At 66.8% G+C, this 20,538-nt stretch carries 21 protein-coding genes; 19 read left to right on the top strand and 2 right to left on the bottom strand.

Annotated elements, in window-relative coordinates:
• Positions 1–40: 40 nt before the first annotated feature.
• The 14 genes from OD997_RS05525 (at position 41) to OD997_RS05460 (ending at position 14,204) form a co-directional block, all read left to right on the top strand.
• Complete coding sequence (locus tag OD997_RS05525; RefSeq protein WP_434332341.1) at positions 41–691, top strand: YggS family pyridoxal phosphate-dependent enzyme; 651 nt, start codon at positions 41–43, stop codon at positions 689–691.
• 43 nt (positions 692–734) lie between these two features.
• Positions 735–1,214, top strand: coding sequence for a cell division protein SepF (locus tag OD997_RS05520; protein ID WP_434330720.1), 480 nt, complete (start codon positions 735–737; stop codon positions 1,212–1,214).
• Between the two features lie 3 nt (positions 1,215–1,217).
• Positions 1,218–1,517, top strand: coding sequence for a YggT family protein (locus tag OD997_RS05515; protein ID WP_434330719.1), 300 nt, complete (start codon positions 1,218–1,220; stop codon positions 1,515–1,517).
• A gap of 154 nt (positions 1,518–1,671) precedes the next feature.
• Positions 1,672–2,274, top strand: coding sequence for a DivIVA domain-containing protein (locus tag OD997_RS05510; protein WP_341958131.1), 603 nt, complete (start codon positions 1,672–1,674; stop codon positions 2,272–2,274).
• Positions 2,275–2,283: 9 nt separating this feature from the next.
• Positions 2,284–2,934, top strand: coding sequence for a signal peptidase II (gene lspA, locus OD997_RS05505; protein ID WP_434330718.1), 651 nt, complete (start codon positions 2,284–2,286; stop codon positions 2,932–2,934).
• Between the two features lie 2 nt (positions 2,935–2,936).
• Positions 2,937–3,857: an RluA family pseudouridine synthase gene (locus OD997_RS05500; RefSeq protein ID WP_434330717.1), complete on the top strand. Its 921-nt coding sequence runs from the start codon at positions 2,937–2,939 to the stop codon at positions 3,855–3,857.
• A 97-nt stretch (positions 3,858–3,954) separates the two neighbouring features.
• Entirely contained in the window at positions 3,955–4,554 is a 600-nt protein-coding gene (locus OD997_RS05495; protein WP_434330716.1) for a GNAT family N-acetyltransferase, read from the top strand.
• A 31-nt stretch (positions 4,555–4,585) separates the two neighbouring features.
• Positions 4,586–5,173 (top strand): RNA polymerase sigma factor, encoded by a 588-nt coding sequence (locus OD997_RS05490; RefSeq protein WP_434330714.1) that lies wholly within the window; start codon positions 4,586–4,588, stop codon positions 5,171–5,173.
• Positions 5,160–6,296, top strand: coding sequence for a hypothetical protein (locus OD997_RS05485; protein ID WP_434330713.1), 1,137 nt, complete (start codon positions 5,160–5,162; stop codon positions 6,294–6,296). The genes OD997_RS05490 and OD997_RS05485 overlap by 14 nt, the downstream gene beginning before the upstream one ends.
• Positions 6,297–6,371: 75 nt before the next feature.
• Positions 6,372–9,890, top strand: a complete 3,519-nt coding sequence (gene dnaE, locus OD997_RS05480; protein WP_434330712.1) for a DNA polymerase III subunit alpha — start codon at positions 6,372–6,374, stop codon at positions 9,888–9,890.
• 116 nt (positions 9,891–10,006) lie between these two features.
• Entirely contained in the window at positions 10,007–11,383 is a 1,377-nt protein-coding gene (locus tag OD997_RS05475; protein WP_434330711.1) for a hypothetical protein, read from the top strand.
• Positions 11,383–12,690 (top strand): histidinol dehydrogenase, encoded by a 1,308-nt coding sequence (gene hisD / locus OD997_RS05470; protein WP_434332340.1) that lies wholly within the window; start codon positions 11,383–11,385, stop codon positions 12,688–12,690. Before OD997_RS05475 ends, hisD begins: the two co-directional genes overlap by 1 nt.
• A 10-nt stretch (positions 12,691–12,700) precedes the next feature.
• A complete protein-coding gene (gene nrdR, locus OD997_RS05465; RefSeq protein WP_056307011.1) occupies positions 12,701–13,171 on the top strand; it encodes a transcriptional regulator NrdR in 471 nt (156 codons plus the stop codon).
• A 10-nt stretch (positions 13,172–13,181) separates the two neighbouring features.
• The gene (locus OD997_RS05460) at positions 13,182–14,204 is read left to right on the top strand and encodes a quinone-dependent dihydroorotate dehydrogenase (protein WP_434330710.1); all 1,023 of its coding nucleotides are present in this window, start codon (positions 13,182–13,184) and stop codon (positions 14,202–14,204) included.
• A gap of 71 nt (positions 14,205–14,275) precedes the next feature.
• Here the strand turns inward: OD997_RS05460 and OD997_RS05455 are convergent, their stop codons facing one another.
• Complete coding sequence (locus OD997_RS05455; RefSeq protein ID WP_056307014.1) at positions 14,276–14,863, bottom strand: DUF3043 domain-containing protein; 588 nt, start codon at positions 14,861–14,863, stop codon at positions 14,276–14,278.
• A gap of 46 nt (positions 14,864–14,909) precedes the next feature.
• On the opposite strand from OD997_RS05455, the gene OD997_RS05450 reads away from it, so the two are divergent.
• From OD997_RS05450 to OD997_RS05430, 5 genes are all read left to right on the top strand, one after another.
• Positions 14,910–16,331, top strand: a complete 1,422-nt coding sequence (locus OD997_RS05450) for a dipeptidase (RefSeq protein WP_434330709.1) — start codon at positions 14,910–14,912, stop codon at positions 16,329–16,331.
• 71 nt (positions 16,332–16,402) lie between these two features.
• Positions 16,403–16,768 (top strand): iron-sulfur cluster insertion protein ErpA, encoded by a 366-nt coding sequence (gene erpA / locus OD997_RS05445; RefSeq protein WP_434330707.1) that lies wholly within the window; start codon positions 16,403–16,405, stop codon positions 16,766–16,768.
• Positions 16,769–16,864: 96 nt separating this feature from the next.
• On the top strand, positions 16,865–17,767 hold the full coding sequence (ctaC, locus tag OD997_RS05440) for an aa3-type cytochrome oxidase subunit II (RefSeq protein ID WP_431071975.1): 903 nt from the start codon (positions 16,865–16,867) through the stop codon (positions 17,765–17,767).
• A 3-nt stretch (positions 17,768–17,770) separates the two neighbouring features.
• Complete coding sequence (ctaD, locus tag OD997_RS05435; RefSeq protein WP_056516527.1) at positions 17,771–19,504, top strand: aa3-type cytochrome oxidase subunit I; 1,734 nt, start codon at positions 17,771–17,773, stop codon at positions 19,502–19,504.
• A 3-nt stretch (positions 19,505–19,507) separates the two neighbouring features.
• The gene (locus tag OD997_RS05430; protein ID WP_341958106.1) at positions 19,508–19,942 is read left to right on the top strand and encodes a cytochrome c oxidase subunit 4; all 435 of its coding nucleotides are present in this window, start codon (positions 19,508–19,510) and stop codon (positions 19,940–19,942) included.
• 94 nt (positions 19,943–20,036) lie between these two features.
• Here OD997_RS05430 and OD997_RS05425 read toward each other — a convergent pair whose 3' ends face one another.
• Positions 20,037–20,456 carry a rhodanese-like domain-containing protein gene (locus OD997_RS05425; RefSeq protein ID WP_434330706.1) on the bottom strand — a complete coding sequence of 140 codons (420 nt, stop codon included), beginning with the start codon at positions 20,454–20,456 and terminating at the stop codon, positions 20,037–20,039.
• Positions 20,457–20,538 lie beyond the last annotated feature (82 nt).

Here is a 20,538-nt window from a genome sequence, read left to right as displayed (position 1 = left end):
GGGCGAGGAGGAATCGGGCCTGGCCGCGCGGCTCTCGGCGATCGATGAACGGATCGCCGAGGCCGCGCGCCTGGCCGATCGGGATCCGGGGGAGATCACCCGGATCGTCGTGACGAAGTTCCACCCCGCCTCGCTCGTGCGCGATCTGCATGCGCTCGGTGTGCGAGACGTGGGGGAGAACCGTCAGCAGGAACTCTCCTCCAAGGTCGGCGAGCTCGAAGACCTCGATGTCCGCTGGCATTTCATCGGACAGGCGCAGACCAACAAGGCGTCGGCGATCCGGCGGAGTGCGGATGCGGTGCATTCGGTCGACCGCGACAGGCTCGCGGATGCCCTGCACAGGGCCGCAGAGGGCGATGACGTCCTCGACGTGCTCGTCCAGGTGAATCTGACGGCGGACGAGGGGCGAGGCGGCGTCGCGCCCGACAACGCGCGCTCGCTCGCCGAGCACATCCTGACCCTTCCGTCGCTACGCCTGCGAGGGGTGATGGGCGTGGCTCCTCTCGATGAGGAGCCTGCATCGGCGTTCGCCCGGCTGCGCGCTGTCGCCGACGGAGTGCGCGAGATCGAGCCCGCCGCCGAATGGATCTCTGCGGGCATGACCGGTGACTTCGTCGAAGCCATCGATGCCGGCGCGACACACCTGCGGATCGGCTCCGCAATCACGGGACCCCGCCCCGACCGGGGTTAACCTGTGAACAGACCAGCCCGACACGTTCGAACCGGAGGACACGATGGGTAACCCGCTGAAGAAGACCATGGTGTATCTCGGCCTCGCCGACGAGGAAGAGGCTTACGAGGAGCAGGCTCCGGCCCGCGCCCACCGCGAACGTGATCGCGACCGCGAGCGTGACCGGGAAGAGCCCGCTCCGGCGCCCGTCACCCCGCTGCGGCGCCCCGTCGCCGTGCGCCAGCCCGCAGGAGGGGCAGTGAACGAGATCCTCACCGTGCACCCGAAGCAGTACCGCGATGCTCAGCTCATCGCCGAGAGCTTCCGCGAAGGTGTCCCGGTCATCATCAACCTCTCTCAGATGAGCGACGCCGACGCTCGCCGTCTGATCGACTTCGCATCCGGTCTCTCGCTCGGCCTGTACGGCCGTATCGAGCGGGTCACCTCCAAGGTGTTCCTGCTCTCGCCGGAGAACATCGCTGTGTCGGGCCACGGGGGAATCGCGCACGCAGACGCTGAGTCCGCGGGCTTCGACCAGTCGTAGACCGTGGGGATCGTCGTCTCCATCGTCGCCAGCATCATCCATCTGGCGCTTCTGCTGTATCTGCTGGTGCTCTTCGCTCGTCTGATCCTGGGCTACATCCCCATGTTCAATCGGGAGTGGCGACCCAAGGGTGCGGGTCTCGTCGCAGCCGAGCTCGTCTACACGCTGACCGATCCGCCTGTCCGGTTCTTCCGGCGGATCATCCCACCTCTGAGGATCGGCTCGATCTCGCTTGATTTCGGGTTCTCGATCACGATTCTGATCGTCCTGATCCTCATGAGCGTCGTCCGTAATTTCATCTGAGCCCTGCCCGACTTCGGTGCCGCGGAGTGTCGCGGCGTCGCGGCTGACAGGCTCGGGGACTATGCTTGGCTCCCAGGTGCGCGCCCCGGGTTCGCGCCACATCACGACCACGCCATTCTCGAAACTGGCAACCGAACTCATCGAAGGAGCCACCATGGCACTTACCCCGGATGACGTCGTCACCAAGCAGTTCCAGCACGTCCGCTTCAAGGACGGCTTCGACCCGGACGAGGTCGACGACTTCCTCGACGAGATCGTCATCGAGTGGCGCAAGGCCCTCGAAGAGAACGTCGAGCTCAAGGCCAAGCTGGCCGCATTCGAGTCCGGCGATGCGCCGGTCGCTGCTGCGGCTCCCGCGGCCGAGGCGCCCGCGCCCGTCGTCGAAGAGACGCCCGTCGCCGCACCGGCCGAGCCCGCTCCGTCGGGTTCCGCGACCGCCACCGCCGGCATCATCGAGCTCGCACAGCGCCTCCACGACGAGCACGTCGCTGAGGGTGAAGCCAAGCGCGCTCAGCTCATCGCCGACGCCGAGGGCGAAGTCAACCGCATCCGCACCGAGGCCGAGGCCAAGCAGCGCGAAGAGTCGGCACGTCTCGAGCGCGAGCGCAACACGCTCGAGGCTCGCATCACCGAGCTCCGCAACTTCGAGCGCGACTACCGCTCGCAGCTGCGCGGCTACATCGAGGGCCAGCTCCGCGACCTCGACGAGAAGTCGGCGTCGACGGACTCGACCCCGGTCTCTGCGATCGGACTGTAGGTCGTCCCTTTGCCAGGACGCCCTGCCCTTCGTCGGTCGGCGGCTGGCGCGATCGTTGCGATTCTCGCAGCGATCGTGCTGGCCGCCGATCAGTTTGTGAAGTACCTCACCACCGAGAACCTGCCGCTGCAGGAGCCCGTCCCGGTGCTCGGTGAGTTCCTTCAGCTGTATTACGTGCGCAATCCCGGTGCGGCGTTCTCGCTCGGGTCCGACGTCACGTGGATCTTCACCATCGCACTCGCGGTCGTCGCCGGCGTGATCGTGTGGAAGGCCTTCGGCCTCCGCTCCCGGCTGTGGGCTGTCGTCCTCGGCTGTCTTCTCGGTGGAGTTCTCGGCAACCTCACGGATCGCCTGTTCCGCGATCCCGGTTTCCCCATGGGGCATGTCGTCGACATGATCTCGATGCCGTGGATGATGCCGGCGATCTTCAACGTCGCGGACATCTTCATCGTCACGGGGATGATCTCCGTCGCACTGCTCGTCGTCTTCGGGCTGCGTTTCGACGGTACTCGCGAACGCGACCACGCCCCCGTGGAGACGGACGAAGAAGCTGAAGCCGTCGCGATCGCCGACGAGGCGGATGCCGTGGCGCAGACGGACGCCTCGCGCACCGACAGCACGTCTCCCGATGCGCCGGCCGCCGCGTCGGACGGGCGCTGAGCGTGGATTTCCGCTCCCTTCCCGTCCCTGAGGGGCTGGAGGGAACGCGCGTCGACGCCGGCTTGGCCAAGATGCTCGGCTTCTCCCGCACCTTCGCCGCGGATGTCGCCGCAGCCGGAGGTGTGCGTCTCGACGGCGTCACACTCGACAAGTCCGATCGTCTTCGCGGCGGCGGGTGGCTCGAAGTGGAGTGGCAGCCGAAAGAGGAGCCGCGGATCATCCCGATCGCAGTACCCGAACTCGGGATCGTCTACGACGATGACGACATCGTGGTGGTCGACAAGCCCACAGGCGTCGCCGCACACCCGTCTGTCGGCTGGGAGGGCCCCACGGTGGTGGGTGCTCTCGCCGCCGCAGGATTCCGTGTCGCCACGAGCGGCGCGCCCGAGCGTCAAGGTGTCGTGCATCGCCTCGACGTCGGCACCAGCGGGCTCATGGTCGTCGCCAAGAGCGAGTCGGCCTACACGGCGCTCAAGCACGCCTTCAAGGAGCGCACGGTCGAGAAGATCTACCACGCGGTCGTCCAGGGGCACCCCGACCCGCTCACCGGCACGATCGACGCACCGATCGGTCGGCATCCGAATCACTCGTGGAAGTTCGCGGTCGTTCCCGACGGCAAGCCCTCGGTCACCCATTACGAGACGCTCGAGGCGTTCCCTGGCGCCTCGCTCCTCGAGATCCATCTCGAGACCGGTCGCACGCATCAGATCCGCGTGCACATGGCCGCACTCCGGCATCCGTGCGTCGGCGACCCGCTCTACGGTGCGGACCCCACGCTGTCGGCGAGGCTCGGACTCACCCGCCAATGGCTGCATGCGCACAAGCTCGCATTCTCGCACCCGGCGACGGGGGAGTGGGTGCAGTTCGAGTCGGCGTACCCGGCGGACTTCGAGAACGCTCTGGCGGTCCTGCGAGGCGAGTAGCCCCTTCGGTCGGCAGATGACGAGAACAGCGCTCGTGGCATGCCCGAGCCCCACTGAGCGCCTAGGCGATGTCGGTGGGGTGGGCCAGACTGGGCGCATGAGCATCGAGGTGCGACCTGCGACCGAGTTCGACGACGTGGCTACTCTCGTCGGCCCGAAGAAGCCGACATCGAACGTGTGCTTCTGCCTGAGCTATCGGATCGGTAGTAAAGAGAACAACGAGCTGAGAGGCTCCCAGCGCGCGGATCGGGTGCGTGAGCTCTGCCATCAGGACCCGCCTCCGGGCGTGATCGCCTACCTCGACGACGAACCGGTCGGATGGGCGGCGGTGCATCCGCGCAGCGACACGAGCTTCGCTCGGAACAGACTGATCCCGAAGGTCGACGATCTCGACGTGTGGTCGCTGTGGTGCATTCGCGTCCGCCCGGGCCATCGCAAGCGGGGGATCTCGCACGCGCTGATCGACGGAGCCGTGGCGTATGCGAAGAAGCGAGGCGCCCCGGCGATCGAGGGGTATCCCGTCGACAACCGCGGAGAGAAGGTGAATCTCACCATGGCGTACGTCGGCACGAGGAGTCTGTTCGAGGCGGCGGGCTTCACCAAAGCCGCCGACACGGGGTCGACTCTCGACGGCTTCCCTCGGGTGCTGATGAGGCTCGATCTTCGAGGGCGGCCGATGTCGTCGAAGAAATCGTGAACCGGATCCCGGCTCACGGGCAATACACAGTGTGAACACAGACAGCGAGATCATCCGGCGGTCGCTGGATCAGCCGTCGGCCTTCGCCGAGCTGTTCGACCGACACGCACGCGCGGTGAACGCCTTCGCGACGTATCGCATCGGTCGGAGTGCTGCCGAGGATCTGCTCAGCGAGACCTTTCTTGTGGCCTTCCGCCGCAGGGCGGACTTCGACCTGGCCAAGGAGTCGGCTTCGCCGTGGCTGCTCGGAATCGCCTCCACGCTGATCCGTCGGCACCGAGTGGTCGAGGCGAAGCACTGGCGGTCGTTCGCCGCCGTGGCCGCCGGTGAAGAGCACGTGACGCTCGGCGGGCTGGACGATGCGATGAGGCGAGTCGATGCGGAACGCGAAGTGCGCGCGCTCAGAGAGAGGATCGCGGTGCTCGCCCCCAAGGACAGGGAGACGCTGCTTCTCTACGCCTGGCAGGGGCTGAGCTATGAGCAGATCGCGGAGGTGCTGTCGGTGCCCGTCGGCACCGTGCGTTCGCGGCTGAACAGGGTACGCAGACGGTTGGATCCCACGCGAAGGATCCAGGCATTCGAGAAGCAGCAGGGAGGGGAAGTCCATGGACGTGTTTGAGAGGGTTCGGCAGACCAAGCCCGTGAACGAGGCCGACGACCTCGATCTCGGTTCTGCCCGATCGCGGCTGATGAGCGCGATCGAGGCCGAGCGGCTGCCGGTGAGGTCTCGGGCATCACGGCGGCCATGGATCATCGCTGGGGGGCTCGCGGGGGCGGTCGCCGCCGTCACCGTCGGTGTTCTGGTCGTGAACGGGTTACCGAGTCCCGCGCCGATGATCGAGGCGGTGCCGACGCGCGAGCCGGGGAGTCTTCTCGTTCCCACGCCCTCGCCGGAGCCGCCGGCGACCGAGACATCGGCCGAGGTGCTGCGCGGTGCGGCGGCGGCCGCGGCAGAGTTCGTGCCGCCGACGCTCGCGCCCGGCCAGTATCTCCGTCGTGAGTGGACGACAGAGGATCTGTATGTGTATGAAGATGCCTTCGGTTCATGGGCGACGCCTGGGTGGGGTGGGTCGCGGGAGACCGCGACGAGCGCGTGGGTGGTGGGTACGCGCGGGACACAGTACGTCCCTGCTGATCTGGCGAGCCAATGGTACGGGTCGGTGGGGCAACCGGAGCTCCTGTCGAGCTTCGGCGACAGTGCGGAGATCACGGCAGGATCTCAGGTGCTCCCGGGGATGCTCGGATCGCGCCCTCAGCTTGAGCCCTACGATGTCTTCGCGCCGTGGTCCGTCGGTGGCGAGAGCGATCTCGCCTCCGTCTTCGCGGCGATGCCCGCGGACCCCGAGGAGATGGTGAGCTGGATCCGGGATCGGGTGGAACCGGAACGACCGGGAGGGGAGGACTTCAAGGTCGGCTGGACCCTCATCGGGCTGCTCTCGTACAACGCGGGCCCGCCGGACGTCCGGGCCACTATGTACCGGGCGCTCAGTCTGCTCCCCGGTTCCACGGTCGGCGAGGAACAGGCGGGAGGAGCGCGTACCCTCACGTTCGAGTCTCGTTTCGGGTGGGCGTCCGATCCCTCGGACTCGTCATTGACGCGCTTCACGGTGACGATCGACATGGCGAGCGGTGGCATCAGGGAGACGACGTACACGTCGGATGTCGGTGAGGGCATCGTCCCTGCCGAGATCCCGAATTCTCGAGTGATCTACACGGTCGGCGTGGTGGACGGGCTCCCCTGATGACGACGCCGACATCGGGTCGTGCGGCGGACACGCCTGCGCCCGATGTCGGACGCCGAAAGTAGAATCGAAGGCATGGCATCTGACTCCTTCGTCCACCTGCACGTGCACAGCGAGTACTCGATGCTCGACGGGGCGGCGAAGATCGCGGCGATGACTCAGGCGGCTGCCGATTACGACATGCCGGCCATCGCGGTGACCGATCACGGCAACACCTTCGCGGCCTTCGAGTTCTACAAGGCGGCAAACGCCGCAGGCGTCAAGCCGATCATCGGACTCGAGGCCTACGTCACCCCCGGCACGCACCGCAGCGACAAGACGCGCGTGCAGTGGGGGTCGCCCGATCAGAAGAGCGACGACGTCTCGGGCTCCGGTGCATACACCCACATGACGATGTGGAGCGAGAGCACGCAGGGGATGCACAATCTCTTCCGGCTCAGCTCGCTGTCGAGCATGGAAGGCTACTACTTCAAGCCCCGCATGGATCGGGAGCTCCTGCAGACCTACGGCAAGGGACTGATCGCCACGACCGGATGCCCGTCCGGCGAGATCCAGACCAGGCTGCGACTCGGCCAGTACGACGCGGCTCGCGCGGCGGCGGCGGAGTTCCAGGATCTGTTCGGCAAGGAGAACTACTTCGCCGAGATCATGGATCACGGGCTCTCCATCGAGCGTCGGGTCATGACCGATCTGATCCGCCTCGCCAAGGATCTGAGCATCCCACTCGTCGGCACCAACGACTCCCACTACACCCACCAGCACGAGGCCGACGCGCACGAGGCTCTGCTGTGCGTGCAGTCCGGTTCGACGCTCGACGACCCGAACCGCTTCAAGTTCGACGGCGACGGGTACTACATCAAGACGGCCGCAGAGATGCGGCAGCTGTTCCGCGACCACCCCGAGGCCTGCGACAACACGCTGCTCATCGCAGAACGCTGCGAGGTCGAGTTCAACACCGCGGCGAACTACATGCCGCGCTTCCCCGTGCCGGACGGCGAGACGGAGGACAGCTGGCTCATCAAGGAGGTCGAGGCGGGCCTCCACTATCGGTACCCGAGCGGCATCCCCGACAAGGTGCGCAAGCAGGCCGAGTACGAGACCGGCATCATCCTGCAGATGGGCTTCCCGGGCTACTTCCTCGTCGTCGCCGACTTCATCAACTGGGCGAAGGACAACGGCATCCGCGTCGGCCCAGGTCGTGGTTCCGGTGCAGGCTCGATGGTCGCCTACGCCATGAAGATCACCGACCTCGATCCCCTCGAGCACGGCCTCATCTTCGAGCGGTTCCTCAACCCCGACCGTGTCTCGATGCCCGACTTCGACGTGGACTTCGATGACCGTCGCCGCGGCGAGGTCATCGACTACGTGACCAAGAAATACGGCTCCGAGCGCGTCGCGCAGATCGTCACCTACGGCACGATCAAGTCGAAGCAGGCGCTGAAGGACGCCGGGCGAGTGCTCGGCTTCCCCTTCAGCATGGGCGAGCGACTGACCAAGGCCATGCCGCCGCCCGTCATGGGCAAGGACATGCCGCTCGACGGCATGTTCGACTCCGCGCACCCCCGCTACAAGGAGGCGAGCGAGTTCCGTGCGCTGATCGAGACAGACCCCGAGGCGAAGACGGTGTTCGACCGTGCCCTCGGGCTGGAGGGCCTCAAGCGCCAGTGGGGAGTTCACGCCGCCGGCGTGATCATGTCGTCCGAGCCGCTGCTCGACATCATCCCGATCATGCGCCGTGAGCAGGACGGTCAGATCGTCACGCAGTTCGACTACCCGTCGTGCGAGTCGCTCGGCCTGATCAAGATGGACTTCCTGGGGCTGCGCAACCTCACGATCATCTCCGACGCGCTCGACAACATCCGCACCAACAGGGGAGAGGAACTCGACCTCGAGCACCTCGAGCTCGACGACCGCGGAGCATACGAACTGCTCGGCCGCGGAGAGTCGCTCGGCGTCTTCCAGCTCGACGGCGGGCCGATGCGCGCGCTCATGCGTCTCATGCGTCCCGACAACTTCGGAGACATCTCGGCTCTCATCGCGCTGTACCGTCCGGGGCCGATGGGTGCGAACTCGCACACGAACTACGCGCTGCGAAAGAACGGCCAGCAGCCCATCACGCCGATCCATCCGGAGTTCACCGAATCGCTCGCCGACATCCTCGACGAGTCCTACGGCCTGATCATCTATCAGGAGCAGGTCATGGCCATCGCGCAGCGTGTGGCCGGATTCTCGCTCGGCCAGGCCGACATCCTCCGTCGAGCGATGGGCAAGAAGAAGAAGTCCGAGCTGGACAAGCAGTTCGAGGGCTTCCAGGCAGGTATGCACGCGAACGGCTACTCCGACGGAGCCGTCAACGCGATCTGGGAGATCCTGCTCCCGTTCTCCGACTACGCCTTCAACAAAGCCCACTCAGCCGCCTACGGCGTCGTGTCGTACTGGACCGCCTACCTCAAGGCCCACTATCCCGCCGAGTACATGGCCGCACTGCTCACCAGCGTCGGCGACTCGAAAGACAAGATGGCGCTGTATCTGAACGAGTGTCGCCGGATGGGCATCAAGGTGCTCCCGCCGGACGTCTCTGAATCCATCAACTACTTCGCCGCCGTCGGCGACGACATCCGATTCGGGCTCGGTGCCGTGCGCAACGTCGGCAGCAACGTCGTCGAGGGCATCGTGAAGTCGCGGAAGGACGAGCGCTTCACCTCGTTCCACCACTTCCTCGACAAGGTTCCGCTGCACGTCTCGAACAAGCGCACTGTGGAGTCGTTGATCAAAGCGGGCGCCTTCGACTCGATGGGCGATTCCCGCCGGGCGCTGCTGGAGATCCACGAGGACGCCGTAGAGGCCGCCGTGGATCGCAAGCGGAACGAAGCGCAGGGCGCGATCGGCTTCGACTTCGACAGCCTGTACGAGGGCACGGACGAGGTGGCGCCGGCCAAGGTCCCCGCGCGGCCGGAGTGGATCAAGAAGGACAAGCTCGCATTCGAGCGCGAGATGCTCGGCCTGTACGTCTCTGACCATCCGCTCGCAGGGCTCGAAGTGCCTCTCGCGAAGCACGCGTCGATCTCGATCCACAACCTCATCAACTCCGAGGAGATGCAGGACGGCGAACAGGTCACGGTCGCCGGGCTCGTCACCAGCGTCCAGCACCGCGTGGCGAAGGCGAGCGGAAACCCGTACGGCATGATCACCGTCGAGGACTTCAACGGCGAGGTGACGGTCATGTTCATGGGCAAGACCTACACCGAGTTCCAGCACATCCTCCAGCAGGACTCGATCCTGGCCGTCCGCGGTCGCGTCTCGAAGCGCGACGACGGGCTCAACCTCCACGCGCAGTCGGCGTTCGCCCCCGACGTCGGCTCCTTCGATGCCGCGGGACCGCTCGCACTCGTTCTGGCTGAGCAGAGAGCGACCGAGAGGGTCATGAACGAGCTCGCCGAGGTCTTGCGCCGACACAACGGAGACACCGAGGTGGTTCTGCGAGTGCACCGTGGCGGCACGGCTAAGGTGTTCGACGTCCCGATGCCCGTGAAGGTCTCCGCCGACCTGTTCGGTGATCTCAAATCCCTCCTCGGGCCGAGCTGTCTCGGCTGATCCGACCCCTTACAGGAGTCGCCCGATGACGTCCTCCCGGATGCACCGGGTAGTATCAGGACGCGTTCGGGTGCAGGGCGTCAGAGGCTCTGCACCGTGGCGAAAGGACCACCCCCATGAGCACGGAATCCCCCTTCCTGAACAGTGACGGCTCGGATGCAGACGGTGCAGCCGAGGCCCCCGAGTCCGCTGTCGACGAGGTCTTCTCCGATGACGACGGTGTCCTCTACGACGACGAGGTGACGCCGGAGTTCGGCATCCTCGGGTTCACCCTGCGTGAGCTCCTGATCGTCGGCGTCTGGCTCGTCGCGTTCGTCTCCTCGTTCTTCCCGCATGCCGTCGACTCCTCGATCTGGGGCACGGGCATCCAGTGGATCCTTCCGATCGGTGTGCCCACGGTCGCGGTCTTCCTGTTGATTCTGCGCCGGTTCTCACCGGACGGCATCCGCCGGGTCGGATCCCTGGGGATCGATCAGTTCGCCTCCGTCGCCTTCTCCGTCGCAGCCGTCTTCTGGGTCGGAGCGCTGTGGAGCGCAGTCGCCTTCGCGATCGAATTCGGCGTCTTCGCTCTCTCCTGGAGCGGCATCGTCCAGCTCGTCGCATCTGTCGCGCTCGTGGTCCTCACCGTGTTCGCGCCGCTGGTCCCCGGACTCAGAGAAGACTTCCACGGCCGTCTCGTCACGCTCGCGCACCGCAACGCGAACCCGGTGCGCCCCGTCATCCCGCGTCCGCGCCCCGAGCCGGCGCCGGTGGCGGACGTGACTCCCGAGACGATCTCGGAATCCGCCGACGGCTCCGTCCCGGGGGCATCTCTCGCCGCGGCGGGGTATGCGTCCGACCCCGTCGCGCAGTACGCGTCCGATGAGGCCGAGCAGTACGGGCCCGACACGACCGCGCAGTACGCGCCCGACACGATCAGCTCGTACGAGGATGCCCCTCGAACCGAGCAGGCGCCGCACACCACACAGGCCTTCCCCGCCGGTGGACTCGACGTCGAGCTGTCCGGGCAGCAGGCGACCGACGAGGTCGCCAGGCTCGACCTGGCCGATCACGTGCCGCTCGCCGCGCACGCATCCGGCGGCGGGACGGGCACAGAGCAGGCGACATCCGATGAGGACTACGTCCCGGCCTACTCTCGCAGCAGCCGGGGCCAGGAGCCCGAGATCGTGTCGGACACCGGAAGCATCGAATCGCTGCTGGGGGCGACGGCTCAGGACGTCTCGTCTGCCGAGACCACCGCGTTCCCCGCCGTGGAGGATCACACCGACGTCCACGCGAACGCCGCATACGACGCTGCCCCAGCTCCTCAGCCGTTCTGGGTGCTCGCTCCGACCGAGCGCGACGTTCACGACGAGCGGGGCGAGGCGATCTTCCAGATCGGTCCGAATGCCTGGGCTCTCGTCATCGAAGACCGCGGCGGCGCCTACGTCGTGCGACACGACGATGGTCGCATCGGCTACCTGCACGACATCGCAGACATCACGAAGGGCTGATCTTGCGCACGATCGATCTGCGGGGGCGCGAGCTCTCGCCGGCTGACATGCTCGCGGCCGTGCCGCGAGCCACCCAGGCACGCGCCGAGGCACTCGACACGGCGGCGCGGATCGTCGAGGACGTGCGTGCGCGCGGCGAAGAGGCGCTCCGGGAGCAGGCCGACAGATTCGACCGCGTCTCCGGGCACGAACTCCGAGTGCCGGCCCAGCACATCGCCGATGCCCTCGAGGTCCTGGCGCCTGAGGTCCGTACCGCCCTCGAGGAGGCGATCCGTCGGGTGCGCATCGCCTCGGCCGCCCAGGTGCCCGCCCCCCAGGTCACCCAGATCGGCGCCGGTGCCACCATCACCCAGCGCTGGCAACCGGTGCACCGCGCGGGCGTCTACATCCCCGGAGGCAAGGCGGTGTATCCGTCGAGCGTCATCATGAACGTCGTCCCGGCACAGGTGGCCGGAGTCGAGCAGATCGCGCTCGCATCCCCTCCGCAGGAGGACCAGGACGGACGCGTCCACCCGACGATCCTCGCAGCGGCCGGGCTCCTCGGCATCACGGAGGTCTATGCGATGGGCGGCGCGGGGGCCATCGGAGCGTTCGCGCACGGTGTCGCCGGGATCGGCCTCGATCCGGTGGATGTGCTGTCTGGGCCGGGAAACAACTACGTCGCCTCGGCGAAGAGGGCTGTGGCCGGTGTCGTCGGCACGGATTCCGAGGCCGGGGCCACCGAGATCCTCGTCGTCGCGGACTCGGCCGCAGACCCGCGACTGATCGCCGCCGACCTCGTGAGCCAGGCGGAGCACGACGAGCAGGCGTCGGCGGTCCTCGTGACCGATTCGGAGAAGCTCGCGGACCGCGTGGTGTCCGAGGTCGCCAGGCAGGCCGCCTCGACGCGCCACGCCACCCGCGTGGCTGCAGCGCTCGACGGCCCGCAGTCCGCGATCGTTCTCGTCGACGACCGCGCGATGGCCACCGCGTTCAGCAACGCCTATGCGCCGGAGCACCTCGAGCTGCACCTCGAGGATGCCGAGGCCGCGGCAGAGTCGTTCACCAGCGCCGGTGCCGTCTTCGTGGGCGACCACACGCCCGTCAGCCTCGGGGACTACATGGCGGGCAGCAACCACGTCCTCCCCACCGGGGGACAGGCGCGCTATGCGCCCGGCCTCGGCGCCTACACGTTCCTCCGCCCGCAGCAGGTGATCTCGTACGATCGCGCAGCCCTCGCCGAAGTCCGTGCCGGAGTCGTCGCACTCGCCAACACCGAGGTGCTTCCCGCGCACGGTGAGGCGATCGAGGCTCGTTTCACGGCGTAGGATCGGTCAGATGCACTGCCCCTTCTGCCGTCACTCGGACTCTCGGGTCATCGACTCCCGCACCAGCGACGACGGTCTGTCGATCCGCAGACGACGGCAGTGCCCCGAGTGCGGCGGTCGATTCACGACGACCGAGACGGCGAGCCTCAACGTCATCAAGCGGTCGGGCGTCATGGAGCCGTTCAGCCGCGAGAAGGTCATCTCCGGTGTGCGCAAGGCCTGCCAGGGCCGACCCGTGACCGAGGCCGACCTGGCCATCCTCGCCCAGCGCGTGGAGGAGGCCGTGCGACAGACCGGTGTCTCGCAGCTCGACACGAACGAGATCGGGCTCGCGATCCTCGGTCCGCTCCGCGATCTCGACGAGGTCGCCTACCTGCGGTTCGCGAGCGTCTATCAGGCGTTCGATTCGCTCGAGGACTTCGAGAGCGCGATCACCGATCTCCGCGCCGACCACGTGAAGCCGGAGCCCGTCGACCGGTAATCTGGCAGGGATGTATCCGCTGCTCTTCCGCGCTGTCCTGTCGCGCTTCGACCCCGAGTTCGCCCACCACGCCGGGATGGCGGTGATCCGCGTACTCGGTGTGCCCCCGTTCTCCTGGGCGACGCGCGCGCTCACGAAGCCCGACCCGTCGCTGCGTGTCGAGGCGCTCGGGCTGACCTTCTCGTCGCCGTTCGGCATCGCCGCGGGCTTCGACAAGAACGCGATCGGTGTGCGCGGGCTCGCGGCTCTCGGATTCGGGCACGTCGAGGTCGGCACAGTGACGGCGATCCCGCAGGACGGCAACCCCAAGCCGCGGCTCTTCCGGCTCGTCGCGGACCGGGCCGTGATCAATCGCATGGGCTTCAACAACGAGGGTGCGGACGCTGCCGCGCGGCGACTCGCGAAGTTGCGCCGAGGAGCCCCGGACACCGTGATCGGCGTCAACATCGGCAAGAGCCGGGTCGTCGACGTCGAGGATGCCACAGCCGACTACGTCGCGTCGGCGACCAGGCTCGCACCGCTCGCCGACTACCTCGCGGTCAACGTGTCGTCACCCAACACGCCAGGCCTTCGAGGCCTGCAGGCCGTCGAGACCCTGGCTCCACTGCTGAGGGCCGTGCGCGCGGCATCGGGATCCACGCCGCTGCTCGTCAAGATCGCCCCCGACCTCCCGGACGACGAGATCACGGCGATCGCCAAGCTCGCCGTCGACGAGGGACTCGCGGGGATCATCGCGCACAACACGACTATCAGCCGCGAAGGCCTCACCACCGACGCCGCGACCGTCGAGGCGGCGGGGGCCGGCGGCCTCTCCGGTGCGCCGCTCAAGGAGCGTTCGCTGCAGGTCCTCCGACTCGTCCGTGCTGCCGTCCCCGAGGACTTCTGCGTGATCGCCGTCGGGGGAGTGGAGACCCCCGCGGACGTGCAGGAGCGACTCGCCGCCGGGGCGACACTCGTGCAGGGGTACACGGCCTTCCTGTACCGCGGCCCTTTCTGGGGGCGCGAGCTCAACAGGGGACTCGTGCGCGGCTGAGACCACCCGCAACGCAGAAGAGGCGTCTCGTGCTCGTGAGAGCAGGAGACGCCTCTTGCGCGTGACGGGTGTCAGGCGGGGTAGTCGCCGCGCTTGACCTGAGCCTTCGGCAGGCGCATGAAGCGCATCTGCAGCGACCGCATGGCGGCGTACCAGCCGAGGCCGCGCTCCATGCGCTCCTGGCCGAACTTCGCTGCGATCTTGCGCTTGACGCGGAAGCCGAGAAGGACCATGCCGCCGATCGCGAGGATCAGGTAGGCCATCATGACCAGGTAGGCCCAGCCGGCGATGGCGAAACCGCCGATCGCGAGGTTTGCGGGGAGCAGCGAGATGAGGATCACGAGCACCATCACGCCCATCACGAACTCCGCGGGGTGCCATCCGGCATCCACGTAGTCACGCACCCAGCGGCGCTGCGGGCCCTTGTCGCGTGCGGGGAGGAACTTCTCCTCGCCGGCGGCGAGACCTGCCTGCGCGCGGTTGCGCCGCTCGTTGAGCTCGGCGCGGGCCGCGGCCTTGGCCTCTTTGGTGTTCGCGACGAGAGGGCGTCGGCGTGCGGCCTCCTGCTCGGCCCTGGTCGGCGTCGGGCGTCCCTTGCCCGAGCCCGGCGTCTCGGAGGCGTCGTCGTTCGTCGGAGGGGAGACAGGGGAAGTGGCCACGAGGTTCCTCGGTTCGGTGAAGGTGGATCACCTTAAGATTACTCGCATGACATCTCCTGCCCAGCCCGGTGACCAGAATCTGTCCAGCGAGCGCGAACCCGCCGTCCTCGAAGCGGCATCGACAGGCTTCCCCGCAGCGCTGAGCGACCTCGGTCGGCTCGTGCGCATCCCCGGTATGGCCTGGCCCGCTTTCGACCAGACGCAGCTGGAGCGCAGCTCTGAGGCCGTCGCCGCTCTGGCGACCGACACCGGAGTCTTCGACGAGGTCCGCATCCTCCGGGCGGCGATCCCCGGAACCGACGAGCACGGGCAGCCGGCGGTGCTCGCCACACGTGCCGCACGCAACGGCAAGCCCACCATCCTGCTCTACGCGCACCACGACGTGCAGCCTCCCGGTGACGACGCTCTGTGGGAGACCCCGCCGTTCGAGCCGACCGTTCGCGACGGACGCCTGTACGGGCGCGGAGCGGCAGACGACAAGGCCGGCATCATGGCGCACATCGCCTCGATCCGCGCGGTCGCCGAGGTGATCGGCGACGACCTCGAACTGGGGATCGCGATGTTCATCGAGGGCGAAGAAGAGTACGGATCGCGCTCGTTCGCCCAGTTCCTCGCGGACAACAAGGAGTCGCTGCGCGCAGACGCCATCGTGGTCGCCGACTCCGGCAACTGGGACTCGGCCACCCCGGGGCTGACGGTGTCACTGCGTGGGAACGCTCGATTCACGGTGCGGGTGCGCACCCTCGACCACGCATCCCATTCGGGGATGTTCGGCGGAGCGGTACCCGACGCGATGATGGCGACGGTCAAGATGCTCTCCACCCTGTGGAACGACGACGGCTCGGTCGCGGTCGCGGGGATGACGGAGCGGGATGCTCCCACGCCCGAGTACGGCGAGGAGACCCTCCGCGATGAGGCAGGACTCCTCCCGGGCACCTCGCCGATCGGCGACGGCACGATCCTCAGCCGGATCTGGAACAAGCCGGCAGTCACCGTCATCGGCATCGACGCGACGAGCGTCGAGGCGGCATCCAACACGCTTCTTCCCGAGGTCACGGTCGTCGTGAGCGCCCGAGTGGCCCCCGGCCAGTCCGGCGAGGAGGCGTACGCCGCCCTCGAGGCGCACCTGCGCGCGCATGCGCCTTTCGGCGCAGAGCTGACCTTCTCCGACGTCGACCTGGGCAACGGATTCCTGGTGGACACGAGCGGATGGGCCGTCGCGCTCACGCGGGACGCGATGCGCGACGGCTACGGCGTCGCACCGATCGACCTCGGTGTCGGTGGATCCATCCCCTTCATCGCCGACCTCGTGCGGGAGTTCCCTGCCGCACAGATCCTGGTCACCGGCGTGGAGGACCCGCACTCCCGGGCGCACAGCCCCAACGAATCCCTGCATCTCGACACCTTCCGCCACGCGGTCGCCACCGAGGCCCTTCTCCTCTCCCGCATGAACGACATCATCATCTGAGCCCGTTCCGCCCGCCGGAGGGTAAAATCGAGTCACCAGCCGTGCGAGCGCGGCCCGTCACAAGGAGCGACATGAGCGACACCACACTGACTGCAGCAGAGTCCACCCAGGCGCACGGCGTGAAGCTGACCGACGCCGCGGCCACGAAGGTCAAGAACCTCCTCGAGCAGGAAGGCCGTGATGACCTGCGTCTGCGCGTCGCCGTCCAGCCCGGTGGATGCTCGGGCCTGATCTACCAGCTCTACTTCGACGAGCGCTACCTCGAGGGCGACGAGACCGTCGACTTCGACGGCGTCGAGGTCATCATCGACAACATGAGCGTCCCGTATCTCGACGGTGCATCGATCGACTTCAAGGACACGATCTCGGAGCAGGGCTTCACGATCGACAACCCCAACGCTGCGGGCAGCTGCGCCTGCGGAGACAGCTTCCACTGATCCGAACCCCTCCGCCAACCTGCGTGGTTGGCATGAATCAGGTGTGAGGTTGCCCTAGACTTGGGTGTGCCCTGTCCGCAATCTGAAAGGTGCATCGTGCCCTCGAAACGCCGCCTTCGTTGGGCCGCTCTTCCTCTGGGAGTAGCGGCAGCCGTGGCCCTGGCGGGATGTACTGCCACTGAGCTGAACGGTTACCTGCCTGGCTTCGTGGAGGGTGAGCCTGCGGCCACCAACCAGACCGAGCGCGTGTCCTCGCTCTGGGTGAACTCCTGGATCGTCCTGCTCGCCGTCGGCGTGATCACCTGGGGCCTGATGGCCTGGGCCGCGATCGCGTACCGTCGCCGCAAGGGACAGACCGGCCTGCCGGTGCAGATGCGCTACAACATGCCGATCGAGATCTTCTACACGATCGTGCCGCTCATCCTGGTGCTGGGAATGTTCTTCTTCACCGCTCGCGACCAGAGCGCGATCGAGGCGAAGTGGGATGACCCCGACGTCGAGATCACCGCGATCGCCAAGCAGTGGGCGTGGGACTTCCAGTACGACGGCGAAGAAGAGGACAACTCCGACGCCGTATGGACCATGGGCATCCAGGCTCAGCCCGACGCCGCCGGCAACATCGACCAGGCGCAGCTTCCGACCCTGGTGCTGCCGGTGGACCAGAAGGTCACCATCAACCTGCAGTCGCGCGATGTCATCCACTCGTTCTGGATCATCGACTTCCTCTACAAGAAGGACATGTACATCGGGAAGGACAATTCCTGGTCCTTCATCCCGACGCGTGTCGGCGAGTACGCCGGCAAGTGCGCCGAGCTGTGCGGCGAGTACCACTCGATGATGCTGTTCAACGTCAAGGTCGTCGAGCAGGACGAGTACGACGCCTACCTCCAGTCGCTCGAGGAGGAAGGCAACACCGGCGACATCACCGATGCGTACGACCGTCTGTCGAACTTCCCGGGCACCACCGCAACGACCGACTCCGAGGAAGGAGAGGAGTAAGCCATGTCGACAACTGAAGCCCCCCGCACCGACGAGGCCCCCCGCTCCCGACCCACGACTCTGCCCGCACGCCAGGCCGCTCTCATGAGCTCCTCGCGCGTCGAGCAGAAGGGCAACATCGTCGTCAAGTGGATCACCTCGACCGACCACAAGACGATCGGGTACATGTACCTCATCGCCTCGGTGCTGTTCTTCCTCCTCGGCGGCGTGATGGCCCTCGTCATCCGTGCAGAGCTGTTCGCTCCCGGGATGCAGATCATCCCGACGAAGGAGCAGTACAACCAGCTCTTCACGATGCACGGCACGATCATGCTGCTGATGTTCGCGACGCCGCTCTTCGCGGGCTTCGCGAACGCGATCCTGCCGCTGCAGCTCGGAGCGCCCGACGTCGCGTTCCCGCGTCTGAACGCGTTCGCGTTCTGGCTCTTCCTCTTCGGCTCCACGATCGCCGTGGCCGGCTTCCTCACGCCTCAGGGTGCCGCGTCGTTCGGATGGTTCGCCTATCAGCCCCTCGCGAGCGCCTCGTTCTCGCCGGGTGCAGGCGGAAACCTGTGGATGGTCGGCCTGGGCATCTCGGGCTTCGGCACCATCCTCGGAGCGGTGAACTTCATCACCACCGTGATCACGATGCGTGCCCCCGGCATGACGATGTGGCGTATGCCGATCTTCTCGTGGAACACGCTCATCACGAGCCTCCTGATCCTGATGGCCTTCCCGGTGCTCGCAGCTGCGATCTTCGCCGCGGCAGCAGACCGAATCCTCGGCGCGCACATCTACGACCCGGCCAACGGCGGTGTCCTGCTCTGGCAGCACCTGTTCTGGTTCTTCGGTCACCCCGAGGTCTACATCATCGCCCTGCCGTTCTTCGGCATCGTGTCGGAGATCTTCCCGGTGTTCAGCCGCAAGCCGATCTTCGGATACAAGACCCTGGTCTACGCGACGATCGCCATCGCTGCGCTGTCGGTCGCGGTGTGGGCTCACCACATGTACGTCACGGGCTCTGTGCTGCTGCCGTTCTTCGCCCTGATGACCATGCTCATCGCGGTGCCGACGGGTGTGAAGATCTTCAACTGGATCGGCACGCTCTGGCGAGGATCCGTGACGTTCGAGACGCCGATGGTGTTCGCACTCGGCTTCCTCGTGTCGTTCGTCTTCGGTGGTCTGACCGGCGTCATCCTCGCGGCTCCGCCGCTGGACTTCGCTCTCTCCGACTCCTACTTCGTGGTCGCTCACTTCCACTACGTGGTCTTCGGTACGGTCGTGTTCGCGATGTTCGCCGGCTTCTACTTCTGGTGGCCGAAGTGGACCGGACGCATGCTCAACGAGCGCCTCGGCTACGTGCACTTCTGGATGCTGTTCATCGGCTTCCACATGACGTTCCTCATCCAGCACTGGCTGGGCGTCGACGGCATGGTTCGTCGCTACGCGGACTACTCGGCGGCAGACGGCTGGACCTGGCAGAACCAGGTGTCGACGATCGGTGCGATCATCCTCGGTGCGTCGATGCTGCCGTTCTTCCTGAACGTCTGGATCACGGCACGCAAGGCGCCCAAGGTCACGGTCAACGACCCGTGGGGCTACGGGGCATCGCTCGAATGGGCGACGTCGTGCCCGCCGCCGCGTCACAACTTCACGTCGATCCCGCGCATCCGCAGCGAGCGTCCTGCATTCGACCTGAACCACCCCGAGGCAGCGGAGTTCACGCCTGCCGCGCCCGGCGAGCGAGAGGGCCACTGAGCCATGCGCGACAACGTCATTCTCTGGTGGATCCTGACCGCGTTCTTCGCGCTGGTCGGCGTCGTCTACACCGGCTGGCACATCCTGGCGACTCCGTCGGAGAACTTCGCCGAGCGGATCGAATGGGTCGGTACCGTGGCGCTGTTCTTCGCAGCCTTCATGGGCGCGCTGATCGCGTTCTACCTCGATCGCACGCACAAGGCGCAGAACGGCGAGCTGCCCGAAGACATCCTGACCAGCGACATCGACGACGGTGACCCCGAGCTCGGCGAGTTCAGCCCCTGGTCCTGGTGGCCGATCGTGCTGGCCGGATCCGCGGCGGTGTTCGTCGTCGGACTCGCGGTCGGTCACTTCCTGCTCCCGATCGGCCTCGCGATCTTCGTGGTCGCGATCGTCGGCTGGGTGTACGAGTACTACCGCGGCAACTTCGCACGCTGAGTGTCACGAAGAAGGGCCCCTGGGATCCGTCCCAGGGGCCTTTCTCGTCGTGTCCCCGCACCGCCGGACCGCCTGTCGATGGCCGGGGCGATGTCTAGGCCTTCGTGCGCACCCGTGCCACACCGGTGAGCGGATCGACCGGGCGGTGGTGCACGCCGTCCGCGTCCTCCACCGGATAGCCCTCGCGAACCCAGTACTCGAAGCCACCGATCATCTCGCGCACCTCGTACCCGAGGGCGGCGAACTCCCTGGCACCCTTCGCGCCGGCATTGCACCCGGGGCTCCAGCAGTAGACGACGACCGCGGCGTCGGAGGGGATCACGGCCGGAGCTCGGGTCGCGATCTCGCTGTAGTGCATGTGAATGGCTCCTGCGACGCGTCCCTGGGCCCAGGCCTCGTCAGAGCGGACGTCGATGACGACGATCTCTTCTCCGGCCTTCAGCGCGGCGTGGACGTCGCTGGCGTCGGTCTCGTAGGCGAGTTTGGCGGCATAGTAGTCAGCGCGATCGATCATGATCCCAGCGTAGGGAGAGGTCGGGTGGTGCGCCCTCGTCATCCGGACGAGGGAGCGCCGGATTCCGCCAAAGTCGAAGTGG

The sequence above is a fragment of the Microbacterium sp. CGR1 genome (genome assembly GCF_051062835.1).
GTDB lineage: Bacteria > Actinomycetota > Actinomycetes > Actinomycetales > Microbacteriaceae > Microbacterium.
Note: the sequence above shows the minus strand (reverse complement) of the source record. Positions and strands in the feature narration are given on the sequence as shown.